12 protein-coding genes are annotated in these 15,640 nt (G+C 70.7%); 6 read left to right on the top strand and 6 right to left on the bottom strand.

Annotation, left to right across the window (positions count from 1 at the left end):
* Nucleotides 1–1,569 (bottom strand): class I adenylate-forming enzyme family protein, encoded by a 1,569-nt coding sequence (locus FFT10_RS01335; protein ID WP_137730964.1) that lies wholly within the window; start codon nt 1,567–1,569, stop codon nt 1–3.
* Nucleotides 1,570–1,726: 157 nt separating this feature from the next.
* Between FFT10_RS01335 and FFT10_RS01330 the strand changes: the two genes are divergently transcribed.
* Nucleotides 1,727–2,938: a cytochrome P450 gene (locus FFT10_RS01330; protein ID WP_137730963.1), complete on the top strand. Its 1,212-nt coding sequence runs from the start codon at nt 1,727–1,729 to the stop codon at nt 2,936–2,938.
* Between the two features lie 23 nt (nt 2,939–2,961).
* Nucleotides 2,962–4,227, top strand: coding sequence for a thiolase family protein (locus FFT10_RS01325; RefSeq protein WP_137730962.1), 1,266 nt, complete (start codon nt 2,962–2,964; stop codon nt 4,225–4,227).
* Nucleotides 4,228–4,300: 73 nt separating this feature from the next.
* On the opposite strand, the gene FFT10_RS01320 is transcribed toward FFT10_RS01325, so the two are convergent.
* The 4 genes from FFT10_RS01320 to FFT10_RS01305 form a co-directional block, all read right to left on the bottom strand.
* Nucleotides 4,301–4,951 carry a hypothetical protein gene (locus FFT10_RS01320; protein WP_137730961.1) on the bottom strand — a complete coding sequence of 217 codons (651 nt, stop codon included), beginning with the start codon at nt 4,949–4,951 and terminating at the stop codon, nt 4,301–4,303.
* A 137-nt stretch (nt 4,952–5,088) separates the two neighbouring features.
* Complete coding sequence (locus FFT10_RS01315; RefSeq protein WP_137730960.1) at nt 5,089–6,681, bottom strand: bifunctional aminoglycoside phosphotransferase/ATP-binding protein; 1,593 nt, start codon at nt 6,679–6,681, stop codon at nt 5,089–5,091.
* A complete protein-coding gene (locus tag FFT10_RS01310; RefSeq protein ID WP_137730959.1) occupies nt 6,678–7,256 on the bottom strand; it encodes an Lrp/AsnC family transcriptional regulator in 579 nt (192 codons plus the stop codon). The genes FFT10_RS01315 and FFT10_RS01310 overlap by 4 nt, the downstream gene beginning before the upstream one ends.
* A gap of 96 nt (nt 7,257–7,352) precedes the next feature.
* The gene (locus tag FFT10_RS01305; RefSeq protein ID WP_137730958.1) at nt 7,353–8,165 is read right to left on the bottom strand and encodes a hypothetical protein; all 813 of its coding nucleotides are present in this window, start codon (nt 8,163–8,165) and stop codon (nt 7,353–7,355) included.
* Nucleotides 8,166–8,369: 204 nt separating this feature from the next.
* On the opposite strand from FFT10_RS01305, the gene FFT10_RS01300 reads away from it, so the two are divergent.
* From FFT10_RS01300 to FFT10_RS01285, 4 genes are all read left to right on the top strand, one after another.
* Nucleotides 8,370–9,023 carry a PEP-CTERM sorting domain-containing protein gene (locus FFT10_RS01300; RefSeq protein ID WP_137730957.1) on the top strand — a complete coding sequence of 218 codons (654 nt, stop codon included), beginning with the start codon at nt 8,370–8,372 and terminating at the stop codon, nt 9,021–9,023.
* A 131-nt stretch (nt 9,024–9,154) separates the two neighbouring features.
* Nucleotides 9,155–12,724, top strand: a complete 3,570-nt coding sequence (locus tag FFT10_RS01295; RefSeq protein WP_137730956.1) for an indolepyruvate ferredoxin oxidoreductase family protein — start codon at nt 9,155–9,157, stop codon at nt 12,722–12,724.
* 18 nt (nt 12,725–12,742) lie between these two features.
* Nucleotides 12,743–13,150 carry a hypothetical protein gene (locus FFT10_RS01290; RefSeq protein WP_137730955.1) on the top strand — a complete coding sequence of 136 codons (408 nt, stop codon included), beginning with the start codon at nt 12,743–12,745 and terminating at the stop codon, nt 13,148–13,150.
* Complete coding sequence (locus FFT10_RS01285) at nt 13,150–13,572, top strand: hypothetical protein (protein WP_137730954.1); 423 nt, start codon at nt 13,150–13,152, stop codon at nt 13,570–13,572. The genes FFT10_RS01290 and FFT10_RS01285 overlap by 1 nt, the downstream gene beginning before the upstream one ends.
* A 188-nt stretch (nt 13,573–13,760) precedes the next feature.
* On the opposite strand, the gene FFT10_RS01280 is transcribed toward FFT10_RS01285, so the two are convergent.
* Entirely contained in the window at nt 13,761–15,563 is a 1,803-nt protein-coding gene (locus FFT10_RS01280; protein ID WP_228026939.1) for an AMP-dependent synthetase/ligase, read from the bottom strand.
* Between the last annotated feature and the right edge of the window lie 77 nt (nt 15,564–15,640).

Genomic DNA, 15,640 nt, shown 5'->3' with positions numbered 1-15,640 from the left:
TCAGATCGCGGTTCCGGTTCCGGCCCAGTAGGGCTCGCGCAGGATGCGCTTGAGCACCTTGCCGAGCGCGTTGCGCGGAAACTCGGCGCGGAACTCCACCGCGGCCAGCCGCTGGTGGCGCGCCAGCCGCTCATTCGCCCAGCCGACGATGGCCGCTGCGTCTGGCTGCACACCGGCCTTGGGGATCACCAGCGCCAGCACCGTCTCGCCCCATTTGTCGTGCGGGATGCCGATCACGGTGACATCCAGCACGTCCGGATGGCCACCGACGATGGCCTCGATGTCGGTCGGGAAGACATTGAAGCCGCCCGAGATGATCATGTCCTTCTTGCGGTCAACCAAGGTGATGAAGCCCTGCGCATCCAGCTTGCCGACATCGCCCGAGCGGATCCAGCTGCGGCCGCGGGCGTCGCGCCAGATCAGCGCGGCGGTCTGCTCGTCGCGCCGGTGGTAGCGCGCCATCATGCCGGCGCCGTGGCCGGCGATCTCGCCCACCTCGCCGGGCGGCAGCACGTTGCCCTCGTCATCGAGGATGCAGACCTCGCAGCCGATCACCGGCCGGCCGACGCTGTCGAAGCGGTGGGCATGCTGGTCGGGCTTGAGCATCGCGCCGAAGCCCTCGGAGAAGCCGTAGAGCTCGATCAGCTTGTTGCCGAAGCGCTTGAGCACCTCGCGCTTGGTGTCGCGCCGCAGCGGGCTGCCGGCGCACAGCAGGGTTTGCAGGCTGCTGGTGTCGAAGCTGTCGAACTCGGGATGGGCCAGCACCATCAGGAACTGCGCTGGCACCATGAAGGTGTGGGTGATCTGCTCGCGCACCAGCGTGGCCAGGAAGTCGCGCGCGTCGAAGGCCGGCATCACCACGCAGGTGGCGCCGACGAACAGCGACGGCAGCATGGTCAGCCAGGTGCCGTTGGAGTACAGCGCCGTGGTGGTCAGCGCCCGGCTGCGCTCGGAAAACCCCTGCTCGATGGCATTGAACATCGCCCAGTGGGTGCGCGTGCGGTGGGTCTGCACGATGCCCTTGGGCAGGCCGGTGGTGCCCGAGCTGTAGATGATGTTGAACGGCAGCGCGGCATGGCAGCTGGCCGGCGGCGGCGTGGTGGGCGCATCGCCCAGGAACGCCGCAAAGCCCTGCCAGCCGGGTGAGTCGCAGAACACGCTGACCAGGCCGTCGGCCCGCAGCTTCGGGCAGCGGCTGCGGTGTGCACCCAGCCGGTCGATGAAATCAGCTGTGGCGAACAGGGCCACGGCGTCGCTGTCGTCGATCAAGGTTGCCAGCTGCTCGCCGGTCAGCAGGCCCGACAGCGGCACCACGCAGGCGCCGGCGCGCACCACGCCGAACATGACTTCCAGGATCTCGACCGAATTGCCCATCAGCACCGCCACCTGGCAGCCGGGGCCGATGCCGCGGGCATTCAGCGCGTTCGCCACCCGGTTGATGTTGGCAGCGAAGTCGCCCCAGCTGCGGCGCACCGGGCCGCACACCACCGCCTCCTTGTCGGGGTGGGTGCGGGCATGCACCTCGAACACGTCGGGGATCAGCACACTGGTGTCGTCGAGGGTGTCCATGCAGCTGCTGTGGTCGGGTTGTCGGACAGAAGTCGGCCTCGCGTCAGCCTAGCAGGCCCACCGCGCCGCACCAGCCGGGAAAGCCTGCAGGCCGCGCCGCCCGGCCGTGTCACCTGCAGGCCAGCAACGGCGCCCGCGCTGCGCTAGGGTGCGCCGCATGACAGCCCTGGCCTACGACCCTGCCGACCCCGCCGTGCGGCGCAACCCGTTCCCGCTGTACGCCCGGCTGCAGGACGACGACCCGGTGCACTGGAGCCCGGCGCTGAAGGCCTGGGTGCTGACCCGCTACGACGACGTGCGCCAGATGCTGCTGACCGACCAGATGTCGCCCGACCGGCTGCGGCCGTTCTATGCCCAGCTGCAGGGCGAGCGGCGCGACACCCTGGCCGAGGTGATGCGCTACATGGCGCTGTGGATGGTGTTCCGCGATCCGCCCGAGCACACCCGGCTGCGCCGCCTGGTCGGCACGGTGTTCAACCTGAAGGCGCTGGAGGCGCTGGACGGCCCGGTGTCCCGGGTGGTCGACCACCTGCTCGACCAGCTGCCGACTGGCCAGCCCGTCGACTGGGCCCGTCAGGTGGCGGCGCCGCTGCCGGCCTACGTGATCATGGACATGCTGGCGATCCCGTACAGCGACTTTCCGGAGCTGAAGGAGGCATCCGACGAGCTGCGTGCCTTCATCGGCGGCGCCCGCGCCGACGGCGACCGCTATGCCGTGGCCCGCCGGGGTGCCGAGCGGCTGGCCAGGTTCTTCCGCGACCTGATCGCCCAACGCCGGGCCGACCCGGGCACGGATTTCGTCAGCCGCATGATCGCGGCCCGCGACGACGAGGGCCGGCTGACGGAAGACGAGCTGGTGGCCACCTGCATGCTGGTGCTGTTTGCCGGCCACGAGACCACCACCCACCTGCTGGGCAATGCGGTGAACGCCCTGCTCGACCACCCCGGCCAGCTACAGCGGCTGCGCGAGGATCCGGCGCTGATCCAGAGCGCGGTCGAGGAATTCCTGCGCTACGACGGCCCCAGTAACGCCCTGGCCCGGGTGGTGAAGGTGGACCACCAGATCGACGGCAAGACCCTGCGCGCCGGCGACCGGGTGTTCGGCTTCGCCAATGCCGCCAACCGCGACCCGCGTGCCTTCAGCGACCCGCAGGGCCTGGACCTGGGTCGCACGCCGAACCGCCACCTCACCTTCGGCTTCGGCACGCATTTCTGCATGGGCGCGCCGCTGGCCCGGCTGGAAGGCCAGCGCTGCATCGGCGCGCTGGTGCAGCGGTTTGCCAGCATCCGGCGCGCGCCCGGCGAGACCGACTGGGTCGACGCGCTGGCCATGCGCGGCGTGTCCACCCTGCCGGTCATCCTGAACTGAGCGCCTGAACGGAGGAATCCACCATGCCCGACGCCTACCTGATCGGCACCAGCTGCACCCGCTTCGGCAAGCAGCCCGGCGCCAGTTTCAAGGACCTGACCCGCCAGGCCTACCTGGCCGTGCTGGCCGATGCCGGCCTGGACAGCGGCGACCAGATCGCCAATGCCTGGTTCGGCAACTGCGGCATGGCCCAGTGGGGCCAGGGCAACATCCGCGGCCAGGTCTGCTTCACGCCGCTGGTGCGCGAGGGCCTGTTCCCCGAGCGGGTGGGCATGACCAATGTCGAAGGCGGCTGCGCCACCGCCAGCATGGCGCTGCACGGCGCCTGGAAGGATGTGCTGTCGGGCACCGCCGACCTGAGCCTGGCCATGGGCGTGGAGAAGACCTACGTGCCCGAGACCGTGCCGGACGCGGCGGCCAAGCAGCAGGCCATCTTCGACAACGGCATCGACCAGCTCGACCCGGCCGACTGGATGGCCTACTACGCCGCGGCCGGCGAGGAAGCCGGCAAGCCCTTCCTGCCCAAGGACGGCGGCGGCACGCTGTTCATGGACACCTATGCGATGCAGGCGGCCTGGCACATCAAGCACCACGGCAGCACCCCCGCGCAGATCGCCATCGGCGCTAGCAAGAACCACGCGATGGGCGCGAAGAACCCGCTGGCGCAGTACCGCTTCGAGGTCAGCCCGGAACAGGTGCTGGCCGACCGCATGGTGAGCTGGCCGCTGACCAGGTCGATGTGCGCGCCCATCGGCGACGGCGCCGCCGCGGCGCTGGTGTGCTCCGAGGCCTTCCTGAAGACCCTGCCCGCAGCGGTGCGCGAGCGCGCGCTGCGCATCCCGGCGGCGGTGCTCACCGGCGGCAAGTACCGGCGGCTGGACGAGCCCGGGCTGAGCCACCTGGCGGCCCGGCGCGCCTATGCGATGGCCGGCATCACGCCGCAGCAGGTCAGCGTGGCCGAGGTGCACGATGCCACCAGCTTCTGCGAGCTCTACCAGGCCGAGATGATGGGTTTTTGCCCGATGGGCCAGGGTGGCGCCTGGGTGGCAAGCGGCGCCACCAGCTTCGGCGGCGTGCAGCCGATCAACCTGTCGGGCGGGCTGGTCAGCAAGGGCCACCCGGTGGGCGCCACCGGTCTGTCGATGGTCCACGAACTGGCGCTGCAGCTGCGCGGCGAGGCCGGCGAGCGCCAGCATCCTGGCGCCCACATCGGCCTGGCGGAGAACGGTGGCGGCGTGATGGGCTTCGACGAAGCGGCCTGCGCCGTCACCATCCTGCAGCGCTGCTGAACCCACGGCCGGGCTTGCATGCCCGGCCGCTTCGCCAGGCACCCAGCGTCCTCAGGACGCTGGATGTCCGGGCTCAGCCAGGCGCCTTGCAGCCCTTGGCGAGGTACAGGCCGCCCAGCTGCTCCTGGCGCGAGCCGGCCAGTTGCTGAAGCGCACCGCCGCCGGGCGTGGCCACCGGCTGCGCGGCCTGGGCGGCGCTGAGCACCCCGCCCAGCATGCTCAGCACGCCGCTGGCCTCGGCCTGGCCACGGCCGAGGCCACGCTGCTGGGCCAGGGCCTGCAGCGTGGCCACCTGGGCCACGGCGGCGGCCTGCGCCTGGGCCTGGGATGACGCCTGGGCCGTGTCACCCGACGGTGCGCCCTGCACCGCCTGGGCCACCTGCACCAGCTGCAGCACCTGGCCGGCCGTGCCCTGGGCGGCCGGCGCTACTGGCGCACCGCCGCCCACCAGGCCACCCAGCATGCTGCCCAGGCCGCCGGCCGACCGGCCGCTGCGGGCCGCGGCCTGCTGCGCCAGCGCGCCCAGCAGCTGGGCGCCGGCGGTGGCGTTGTTGTCGGCCGCCGCGGCGGGCTGGCCGGCAGCCAGCGCCGTCAGCTCGGCATGCAGCTGGGCGCAGTCGAGGTGGGTGTCGGCGGCGGGCTGGGCCTGGGCTGCAGTGGCCAGCGCGGTGAGCACCAGGCAGGCGGCCAGGCGGGCCAGGCGACGGGGACGTTGGATGGACATGGTGGGCACTCCTGCCGGTGGGCATGGCGGGCCTCGGGGCGAGACCCTCTGCCTGCCAACGCAACATGCTGGCCGCAAACGGCTCACAGCCGGTGGTGATTTGCCACGCCGGCCGCCGTGCGGCGGCAGCGGCCGGCTCAGAGTGCCAGGGATTGCACGCGCGCCAGCACCTCGGACAGCGGCGCATCGGTGTCCAGCCACCGGGTGTGGGCGGCATCGTCGGGCCCCGGCCACTGCGCCCAGGTGGCCTGCTGGTCCAGCAGGGCGGGCGTGGCGTCCGAGGCATCGGTGCCAGCGGCCAGGCGCGCCCGCACCCGCTCGGCCAGCACCGGCAGTGGCGCATTGCACACCAGCACGCGGAAGCCGGCGCCGCTGCGCTGCGCCACCGCCTGCATGGCCTGGCGCTCGGCGGCCTGCAGGCTGGCGGCATCCACCACCACCGGCACGCCGGCGGCCAGCGCATCGCCCGCCAACTGCTGCAGCCGGGCATAGGTGGCGGCGCCGGCCTGCGGCGTGTAGAGATCCGGCCCGCCGCGGACCGTGGGTGGCAGGCCAGCCAGGAGCTTGCGTTCCACATCGCTGCGCAGCCGGATGCCGCCCAGGCGCTCGGCCAGCGCTCCGGCCACCACGGTCTTGCCGGAGCCCGACAGACCGCAGGTAAGCACCAGCCAGGGCGGTGATGCGGATGGCGCCGACAGTGCAGCGGCCACCGCCAGGTAGCGCTGCAGGCCATCGGGCAGGCCGGCGCCTGCGGCGTCCCCAGGCGCCGACAGCAGCGCCACCTTGGCCCGCACCGCGGCGCGGTGCACCAGCCACCAGGCCAGCAACGGCAGGCCGTCATGCTGGCCGGTGGCTTCCAGCCAAGCGCTGGCCAGGCGCCAGGCCAACGCCGGCAGGCCGGCCGCCAGCAGGTCCATGCAGGCGAAGGCCAGGTCGCCGACCAGGTCGATGTGGCGCAGCGCGGGGTCGAATTCCAGCGCATCGAACAGCACCGGCGCGCCGTCGGACCACACCAGGTTGGCCAGGTGCAGGTCGCCGTGGCCTTCGCGCACCTGGCCGGCGGCACGGCGCTGCTGCATGCGGTCAGCCAGCTCGGCACCGCGGCGGGCCACCCAGGCCTGCACCTGCACCACGCTGGCGGCGGCTTCGGCGGCACCCGGCAGGCCTTGCCAGCGCGGGCTGGCCAGCAGCGTGGCCAGCTCCTGCAGGTTCAGCGCCGCCGCGGCCTGCAGTGCGGCGGGGTCGCCGAAGGCCGGCGGCGACGGTGGCAGGCTGTTGTGGAAGGCGGCCAGCACGCCGGCCAGGGCGTCGATGTGCAGCGGCGCCAGTTCACCGCGGGCAGCCAGGCGGCTGAACAGCAGGCGGTCGTCGAAGCGGCGCATCTGCAGGGCCCAGTCCAGCAGCGGGCCGTCGGGACGCGGCCGGCCGGCGGCCGGGATGCAGGCGCCACCGGCGGCGCCGATCACCGGCACCACCGCCTGGTACCAGTGCGGCGCGGTGCGGCGGTTCAGCCGCAGGGCCTCGTCGCAGGCCGCGCGGCGCTTGTCGAGGCTGGAGAAATCGACAAACGGCAGCGCCACCGGCCGCATCAGCTTGTAGACCTGGCCGCCGCACAGCAGCAACGACGAGATGTGGGTCTGCACCAGGCCGGCGCCATCGGGGTGGCCGCCACAGGCACCGGGGCGGCGCAGCTGGGCCAGCAGCGCGGCATGGTCGTCGGCAGCCGTCATGCGGGCGGCAGGCGGCCGGGGGCGCGCAGGTGGCCCAGCGGCAGGGCCGCGCCCGACTTCACCTCGCCCAGCGAGAAGCTGGTGTGGATGTCCTTGACGTTGGGCAGCTTGAACAGCGTGTCCATCGCCCAGCGGCTGTAGGCGTCGAGGTCGGTGGTCAGCACCTGCAGCTCGAAGGTGCCGGCGCCGCTGATGTAGTGGCAGCTCACCACCTCGGGCAGCGCACGGATGGCGTCTTCCAGCGCCTGGGTGGCCTCGGCGTTGTTGCGCTCGGCATCCACCCGCACGAAGGCCAGTGCGCCCAGGCCGATCTTGCGGCGGTCGATCTCGGCGCGGTAGCCGGTGATGATGCCCTGGGCCTCCAGCCACTTCACACGCCGCCAGGTGGGCGCCGCCGACAGGCCGATGCGGGTGGCCAGCTCGGCGTTGGACAGGCGGGCATCGCGCTGCAGTTCGCCGAGGATGGCGATGTCGTAGCGGTCGAGCTGGTCGCCGTTCGGTCGGGCGGTGGCGTCGGCCGACGCTGCAGCAGCGGTCGGCCTGGCGGGCATGGGCTTCTTGTCGCGGATCGGCATGGCGGGGCGGCGTGCAGGCTGCAGTGTCGCCCATGGCGGGCGACGGCCTGCGCCGGCCACCGCACGGCTGGCCGCCAGCGGCGGGGCCCGGCCTGCTCAGGGCAGGTGGTCGAGCTGCTGGGCCGCGGTGCGGTCGCGGCCACCCAGGATCGTCGCCCAGTTGCCGGTGGTCTGGTTGTTGAAGCCGCCCACCACCACCGAGTAGGTGCCGGTGGCGATGTTGCCGGTGCCGCCCAGGACCGACGCGTGGTGGCCATTGCTGGTGTTGTTGATGCCGGTGATGTAGGCACCGTTGCGGGTGAAGTTGGCGCCGGAGCCGGCGATCAGGTTGTGGGAGCCGGTGCGCACATCCGGGTTGGCGGCGCCCTGGTTGCGGGATTCGTTGTAGCCCAGGATCAGGTTGCCCAGGCCATTGCCGGTGCTGTAGGTGCTGCCGAGGCCGTTGCGGATGAAGACGTTGGCGCCGTTGATCAGCAGGTTGTTGCCGCTGCGGCTGACATGCACCAGCTTGTCGCTGACGGGCGCCAGGCGGCTGTCCGAGTACGCATTGGCACTGGCCCGCGCCAGGTTGGCGGCATTGTCGGCATGGCTGCGGGTCTCGGCGATCTTCTGGTCGAGTGCCGCCTGCAGGCTGGCGATCGTGGCCGACTGGGTGTTCAGCTGTGTGCCCATCGCCTGCGACCGGGCGGTCAGCTGCTTGACGTCCGTGGCCAGCGTGTTCACCTGGAACACCAGCGCGGCATTCTGGTTGCGCAGGTCGTTGACGGCCGTCGCCAGGTTGGCCGCCAGCGCCTCGACATCGGACAGGCGCTTGACGAAGGCGGTACTGGGCTGGGCGGCCACCAGCGCGGGCAGCGCCAGCAGGCACCAAGCCGCCAGCAGGCGGCGGAACGTCGGCAGGACAGGCATGGATGCTCCTTGTGTGGGGTGGTTCGGGCGGGTCGCCGTGGTGCGTGCAGACCGCACCGGGCGCCGTGAAAGATTGGACGCCGCCCTGCGCCGCACGGCGCCCCCTGAACAAGGGAAACCGGCTGTCAAACTTCAACCGCATCTCCAGCGCCGCGGCGGGCCGCTCCTAGACTGGCTGGGCCGCCACCTGTCCGGAGATGCACCATGTCCCGTCGCCTGCGTTCCTGCGCCGCCAGCCTGCTGGTGCTGGCCACCACCCCGGCCGTGCAGGCGCAGGTGTCAGCCATCACGCTGACCGAGCCGGGCCCGACCTTCGAAAGTGCGCCCTACACCCTGGGATTCGCCTTCCGCGTGGAAGCCGATGTGCACCTGGTCAGCCTGGGCGTGTACGACCACCTGGCCGATGGGCTGGAGGCCGCCGCCGAGGTGGGCCTGTGGGAAGGCGACAGCACGGCCGCACGGCTGCAGACCGTGGTGCCCGCCGGCACCGAGGCCGCGCTGGACGGGCTGTTCCGGTTTGCGCCGGTGACGGCGCTGCGGCTGCAGCCCGGCCGGGTGTATGTGGTCGCCGCCTACCTCGACGCCGGCGTGGCCTCGTCGTTCGGCATCGCGGACACCGGCGCCGCCAGCATCGACCCGCGTGTCACCGTGCTGGGCGACCGCTTTGGCGACGGCTTCTTCAGCCTGAGTCACCCCGGCATGAGCGACGGCACGCCGGGTGGCTGGCTGGGCGCGAACTTCCAGCTGGCCCCGGTGCCCGAGCCCGGCCCGGCCGCCCTGCTGGCGCTGGGCCTGGCCGTGCTGGGCTGGCGGCAGCGGCACTCCGTGTTTTCCCGGAGATCGACTGCTCGCGCCTGATCCTTTCTCTGAAGTCGATTCAATCGCAGGTTTCATTGCGCTGAAGCTGGAAATCGCGACCAACAAAGAAAAGACTTCACCGGCGGCACTTCCTACACTCTGGCATCTTCTTCGGCCTGGAGCCAGATGCCATGAACGCCCCGCTGCCCGAGTCCATCCGCCTGGCCCTGGAGCGCGTGACGCTCGACGACAAGTACACCTTGCCGGCCGGCCGGGCCTTCATGTCGGGCATCCAGGCCCTGGTGCGCCTGCCGATGCTGCAGCGCCAGCGCGATGCCGCCGCCGGGCTGAACACCGCCGGCTTCATCAGCGGCTACCGCGGCAGCCCGCTGGGCGGCTATGACCAGGCGCTGTGGCAGGCCAAGCAGCACCTGGCCGCGCAGAACATCGTGTTCCAGCCCGGCGTGAACGAGGAACTGGCGGCCACCGCGGTGTGGGGCACGCAGCAGCTGGAATTCGACGCCGCCAACAAGAAGCACGACGGCGTGTTCGGCATCTGGTACGGCAAGGGCCCGGGTGTGGACCGCTGCAGCGATGTGTTCAAGCACGCCAACATGGCCGGCACCGCGCCGCACGGCGGCGTGATCGCCCTGGCCGGCGACGACCATGTGGCCAAGAGCAGCACCGCCGCGCACCAGAGCGACCACATCTTCAAGGCCTGCGGCCTGCCGGTGTTCTTCCCCAGCAGCGCGCAGGAGATCCTGGACCTGGGCCTGCACGCCTTCGCGATGAGCCGTTTCGCCGGGGTGTGGACCTCGATGAAGACCATCCAGGAGGTGGTGGAGAGCTCGGCCAGCATCGATGTCTCGCCCGACCGGGTGAACATCCTCCTGCCCGAGGACTTCCAGATGCCGCCCGGCGGCGTGCACATCCGCTGGCCCGACGTGGCGCTGGTGCAGGAAGCGCGGCTGTTCGACTACAAGTGGTACGCGGCGTTGGCCTATGTGCGGGCCAACAAGCTGAACCACAACGTGGTTGCCGGCCCGCACGACCGCTTCGGCATCATCGCCAGCGGCAAGGCCTTCAATGACACCCGCCAGGCCCTGGCCGACCTGGGCCTGGACGACGCCACCTGCCGCCAGCTGGGCATTCGCCTGCACAAGGTGAACGTGGTGTGGCCGCTGGAAGCCACCATCACCCGTGACTTCGCCCTGGGACTGCAGGAGATCCTGGTGGTGGAGGAGAAGCGCCAGGTCATCGAGTACCAGCTGAAGGAAGAGCTGTACAACTGGCGGCCGGATGTGCGGCCCAATGTGCTGGGCAAGTTCGACGAAGTGGAGGGCGACAGCTCCGGCGGCGAATGGAGCCAGGCCAACCCCAGCGGCAACTGGCTGCTGCGGGCCAATGCCGACCTGACCCCGGCGATCATTGCCCAGGCCATCGCCAAACGGCTGAAGAAACTCGGCGTGCCGGCCGACATCGTCGCGCGCATGGACGCCCGCCTCGGCGTGCTGGACGCCAAGGAACGCGCCATGGCCGCCGGCACCACCGGTGGCGCCGACCGGCAACCCTGGTTCTGCAGCGGCTGCCCGCACAACACCAGCACCAAGCTGCCCGACGGCTCGCGCGCGATGGGCGGCATCGGCTGCCACTTCATGGCCACCTGGATGGACCGCGAGACCATCGGCTTCACCCAGATGGGCGGCGAAGGCGTGCCCTGGGTGGGCCAGGCCCACTTCAGCAAGCGGCCGCACATGTTCGCCAACCTGGGCGACGGCACGTTCTACCACTCGGGCAGCCTGGCGGTGCGTCAGAGCATCGCCGCGGGCATCAACATCACCTACAAGATCCTCTACAACGACGCGGTGGCGATGACCGGCGGCCAGCCGGTGGACGGCATCCTGACCGTGCCGCAGATGACCCGGGTGCTGGAGGCCGAGGGCGCCAAGACCATCGTCATCGTGACCGACGACCCGGGCAAGTACAACGGCGCGCTGCAGCTGGCGCCCGGCGTGACGGTGCGCCACCGCGACCAGCTCGACCAGGTGCAGCGTGAGCTGCGCGAGGTGCCCGGCTGCAGCATCCTGATCTACGACCAGACCTGCGCCACCGAGAAGCGCCGGCGCCGCAAGCGCGGCAAGATGGTCGATCCGGCCAAGCGGGTGGTGATCAACGAGCTGGTGTGCGAAGGCTGCGGCGATTGCGGCGTGCAAAGCAACTGCCTGAGCGTGGAGCCGCTGGAAACCGAGTTCGGCCGCAAGCGCCAGATCAACCAGAACAGCTGCAACAAGGACTACTCCTGCACCAAGGGCTTCTGCCCCAGCTTCGTCACGGTGGAAGGCGGCCAGCTGAAGAAGCCGAAGAAGGCCACCCGGCCCGACCCGGCCACCCTGCCCGCCATCCCCGAGCCCACGCTGCCGCTGCCGCTGGACGGCCAGGGCCGCGACCGGGCCTGGGGCATCGTGGTGGCCGGTGTGGGCGGCACCGGCGTCATCACCATCGGCCAGCTGCTAGGGATGGCCGCGCATCTGGAAGGCAAGGGTGTGGTCACGCAGGATTCCGCCGGCCTGGCGCAGAAGGGTGGCGCCACCTGGAGCCACATCCAGATCGCCGCCACGCCCGAGGCCATCCACACCACCAAGGTCGACACCGCCAAGGCGGATCTCGTGATCGCCTGCGACAACATCGTGGCTGCCGGCAAGGCCACGCTGGCGCTGATGCGCGAGGGCACCACCTACGTGGCGATGAACAGCCACGCCACGCCCACCGCTGCGTTTGTGAAGAGCGCCGACTGGCAGGCGCCCACCGCCGGCTGCGAGGCCGCGCTGGTGGGTGCCGTGGGCCGCAGCCAGCTGGGGCTGCTGGACGCAGAGCAGGTGGCGGTGCAACTGCTGGGCGACAGCATCTATGCCAACCCGCTGCTGCTGGGCTACGCCTGGCAGCAGGGCCGCGTGCCGCTGGGCCGCGCTGCGCTGCTGCGCGCCATCGAGCTGAACGGCACCCAGATCGAGAACAACCAGGCCGCCTTCGAATGGGGCCGCCGCTGCGCGCATGACCTGGCGTCGGTGCAAGCGCTGTTCAAGGCGGCACAGGTCATCCAGTTCGTCAAGAAGCCGTCGCTGGACGAGATGATCGCCAAGCGGGTCGACTTCCTCACCGGCTACCAGGACGCCGCCTATGCCGGCCAGTACGCGGCCTTCGTGGCCCAGGTGCGGCAGGCCGAGGCGGGGCTGAACAGCACCCGACTCACCGAGGCCGTGGCCCGCTACCTGTTCAAGCTGATGGCCTACAAGGACGAGTACGAGGTGGCCCGGCTGCACACCGATGCGGCCTTCACTGCCAAGATCGCCGGCATGTTCGAAGGCGAGTACAAGCTGGTGCACCACCTGGCCCCGCCGATCCTGGGCAAGGTGGACGCGCAGGGCCAGCCGGTCAAGCAGGCCTTCGGCCCCTGGATGCGCAGCGCCTTCGGTGTGTTGGCCAAACTGAAGGGTCTGCGCGGTGGCCCGCTGGACCTCTTCGGCAAGACCGAGGAGCGCCGCACCGAGCGGGCGCTGATCGGCACCTACCGCAGCACCATCGAGGAGCTGCTGCGTGGCCTGACCGCCGCCAACCTGGAGGCAGCGCTGGAGATCGCCCGCCTGCCGGAGGACATCCGCGGCTATGGCCATGTCAAGGCACGGCACCTGGCCGCGGTCAAGCCGAAGTGGGACCGGCTGCTGGCGCAGTGGCGTGCCGGGGGCGCGCAAGCCGCCGCTTGAGCGACCGAAGGTGGTGGCATGAGCCTGGACCTGTGGGTTTCCTGCTTCTGCCATGGCGAGCCGCACCCGGCGCCGACCGCCGGGCTGCGCGCGCCCTTCGATCCGCTGGTGCTCCGCACCGAGCCGGGCTGCCTGGTGCTGGGCCTGCCCGGCGACCAGGAGAGCCTGCTGTTCATCGACACCACCGCCGCCACCGCGACCGGCTTCACGCTCAATCGGCCGGTGCGGGATCCGGCGCTGTGGCGGGCCTTGTTCAGCGCGCTGCAGCACACCGGCCGCGTGCTGGTGGTGCCGGGCGAGGTGCCGCCGCTGATCGGCGTGGCCGACACCGTCCCGCACCTGCCGGCGGACCTGGTGGAGTCACTGGGCCCGCCGGTGGTGGTGACCGACGGTCTGGCCATCCGCCACTGGGTGGAGAACGCCTGATGGCCTTCGTGCCGACCCTGCGCCGCGTGCTGGCCAACCTGCGGGAGGGCCTGCCCGCCGAGGCGGTGCGCACCGGTGAACCGGTGCCGGCCAGTGCCGCCTATCGCCAGCGCGTGCAGGCGCAGGCCGCCACCGACGCCTGGCTGCAGACGCTGCTGCCCACCGTGCCCGCCCACCTGCACGCCGCCTTGCAGCAATGCACCGCCCTGCACGAGGACGCGCCGCCCATCACCTGCCTGCCTGCCCTGCTGGAGACCGTCACCCAGAAGCGCCACAGCCTGCAGGCCGTGCTGGACCGCGGGGACATGCCGGCCACGGCGGCCGATCTGGCCCTGCTCGGTCACCTGTCGGAACTGCTGACACGGCTGCCACAGCTGGCGGAACCCGGCGGCGCCGGCGGCATCCCACCTGGCATCCGCTGAGCCACCTTGCCGCGCTGGCACAAGCCTTCGCGGACCTGGCAACGCTGGTCACAGCCCACCTGCCGCCTGAAGCAGCGGCCAGGGCCATCGCCAACATGGTGCAGCGGCTCCAGTCCGGGGCGGCATGCCGGTGTCGGCACCGCTGCGCAGCCTGACCCACCACCTTCACCAACGGCGTGCCGGTGTGATCAGCCGGCCGACTTGCCGCTGTACATGCCCTCGATCATGTCGGCGTACTTCTTGTTGATCAGCGAGCGCTTGAGCTTCATCGTCGGCGTCAGCTCCTCGTCTTCGGCGGTCAGGCGCTGCTCGATCAGCCGGAACTGCTTGATCTGCTCGACACGGGCGAACTGCTTGTTGACCTTGGCGATCTCTTCCTCGATCAGCGCCTGCACCTCGGCACTGCGGCACAGGCTCTTGAAATCGCTGAACTGCACGTCGCGGTCCTGCGCCCACTGGGCCACGTTGTCCTCGTCGATCATCACCAGGCAGCTGAGGTAGGCGCGCTTGTCGCCGATCACCACCGCGTCGGTCACGTAGGGGCTGAACTTCAGCTGGTTCTCCCATTCGCTGGGCGTGATGTTCTTGCCGCCGGCCGTGATGATGATGTCCTTCATCCGGTCGGTGATGTAGAAGTAGCCGTCGTCGTCGACCCAGCCCACATCGCCGGTGTGCAGCCAGCCCTCGCTGTCGATGGCCTCGGCGGTCTTCTCGGGCAGGTTCAGGTAGCCGGCAAAGCAGTTGCCACCGCGCAGCAGGATCTCGTTGGTCACCGGGGCGATGCGCATCTCCACGCCCGGGCCGGGCTTGCCGATGCTGCCGGGGCGCAGGGCGTCCACCGGCGTGATGGTGCCGCCGCCGGTGGTCTCGGTCATGCCCCAGCCTTCACGCAACGGGATGCCGAGTGCCAGGTACCAGCGGATCAGTTCGGGCGAGATCGGCGCCGCGCCGGTCAGCGCCATGTGCACCCGGTTCAGGCCCAGCGCTCGACGCACGTTGTTCAGCACCAGCAGCCGGGCCAGGCTGTACTGCATGGCCAGCGCCCCAGCGGGCTTCTGGCCGGATTCGGCCAGCCTCGCCACCTGCTGGCCGATGCCGATGGCCCAGCCGTAGGCGGCGCGCTGGCTGGCGCTGGCCTCCTTCAGCGTGATCATCACGGTGGAGTACATCTTCTCCCACACCCGCGGCACCGCGAAGAACACATGCGGCTGCACCTCGCGCACGTTCTCGAACACCGTCTCCGGGTTCTCGACATAGTTGACGACAGAGGCGCGGAAGATCGGCACGTACTCGCCGATCAGCCGTTCGGCGATGTGGCACAGCGGCAGGAAGGCCACCCGCTCCTCGTCGCCCGGCAGGCCCTCGAACAACCCACCGTTGACGCCCGACAGCGTGGCGCAGAGGTTGGCGTTCTTCATCATCGCGCCCTTGGGCCGGCCGGTGGTGCCGCTGGTGTAGACCAGCACGGCCAGGTCGTCCGCGCCACGGCGCTTGAGCCGCTGTTCCACCAACTGCGGCTGGCGCTGCAGTTCCTCGCGGCCCAAGGCACGCAGCGCGTCCAGGCTCATCACCTGTGGGTCATTGAACTGGGCCAGGCCTTCCATGTCGATGACGAACACGTGGCGCACCTGCGGCAGCTGGTCGCGCACTTCCAGCCACTTGTCGAGCTGCTCCTCGTCCTCGACGAACAGGTAGACGCTGCCGGAATCGGCCGCCAGGTACTGCAGCTGGCTGGCCGCGTCGGTGGGGTAGACACCGCTGACCACGCCACCCATGGTCTGCGCCGCCAGGTCGGCCCACACCCATTCCCGCCGGGTGTTGGCCAGCACCGAGACCACCTCGCCGGGCTCGAAGCCCAGGCGCACCATGCCGGCGCCGATCTCGCTGACGATCTGGCCCACCTCGGCCCAGGTGTAGGTCTTCCAGATGCCCAGGTCCTTCTGCCGCATCATCACCTTCGGACCGTGCTCCTGGACCCGCAGCCAGAACATCTGGGCGATGGTCTCGAAGGGCAACTGCTCCAGCACCCAGCCGGGCCGGTCGGTGGTGGTGACGATGCGGTGCGGGT

Source organism: Pseudaquabacterium pictum (assembly GCF_005403045.1).
GTDB lineage: Bacteria > Pseudomonadota > Gammaproteobacteria > Burkholderiales > Burkholderiaceae_C > Pseudaquabacterium > Pseudaquabacterium pictum.
Note: the sequence above shows the minus strand (reverse complement) of the source record. Positions and strands in the feature narration are given on the sequence as shown.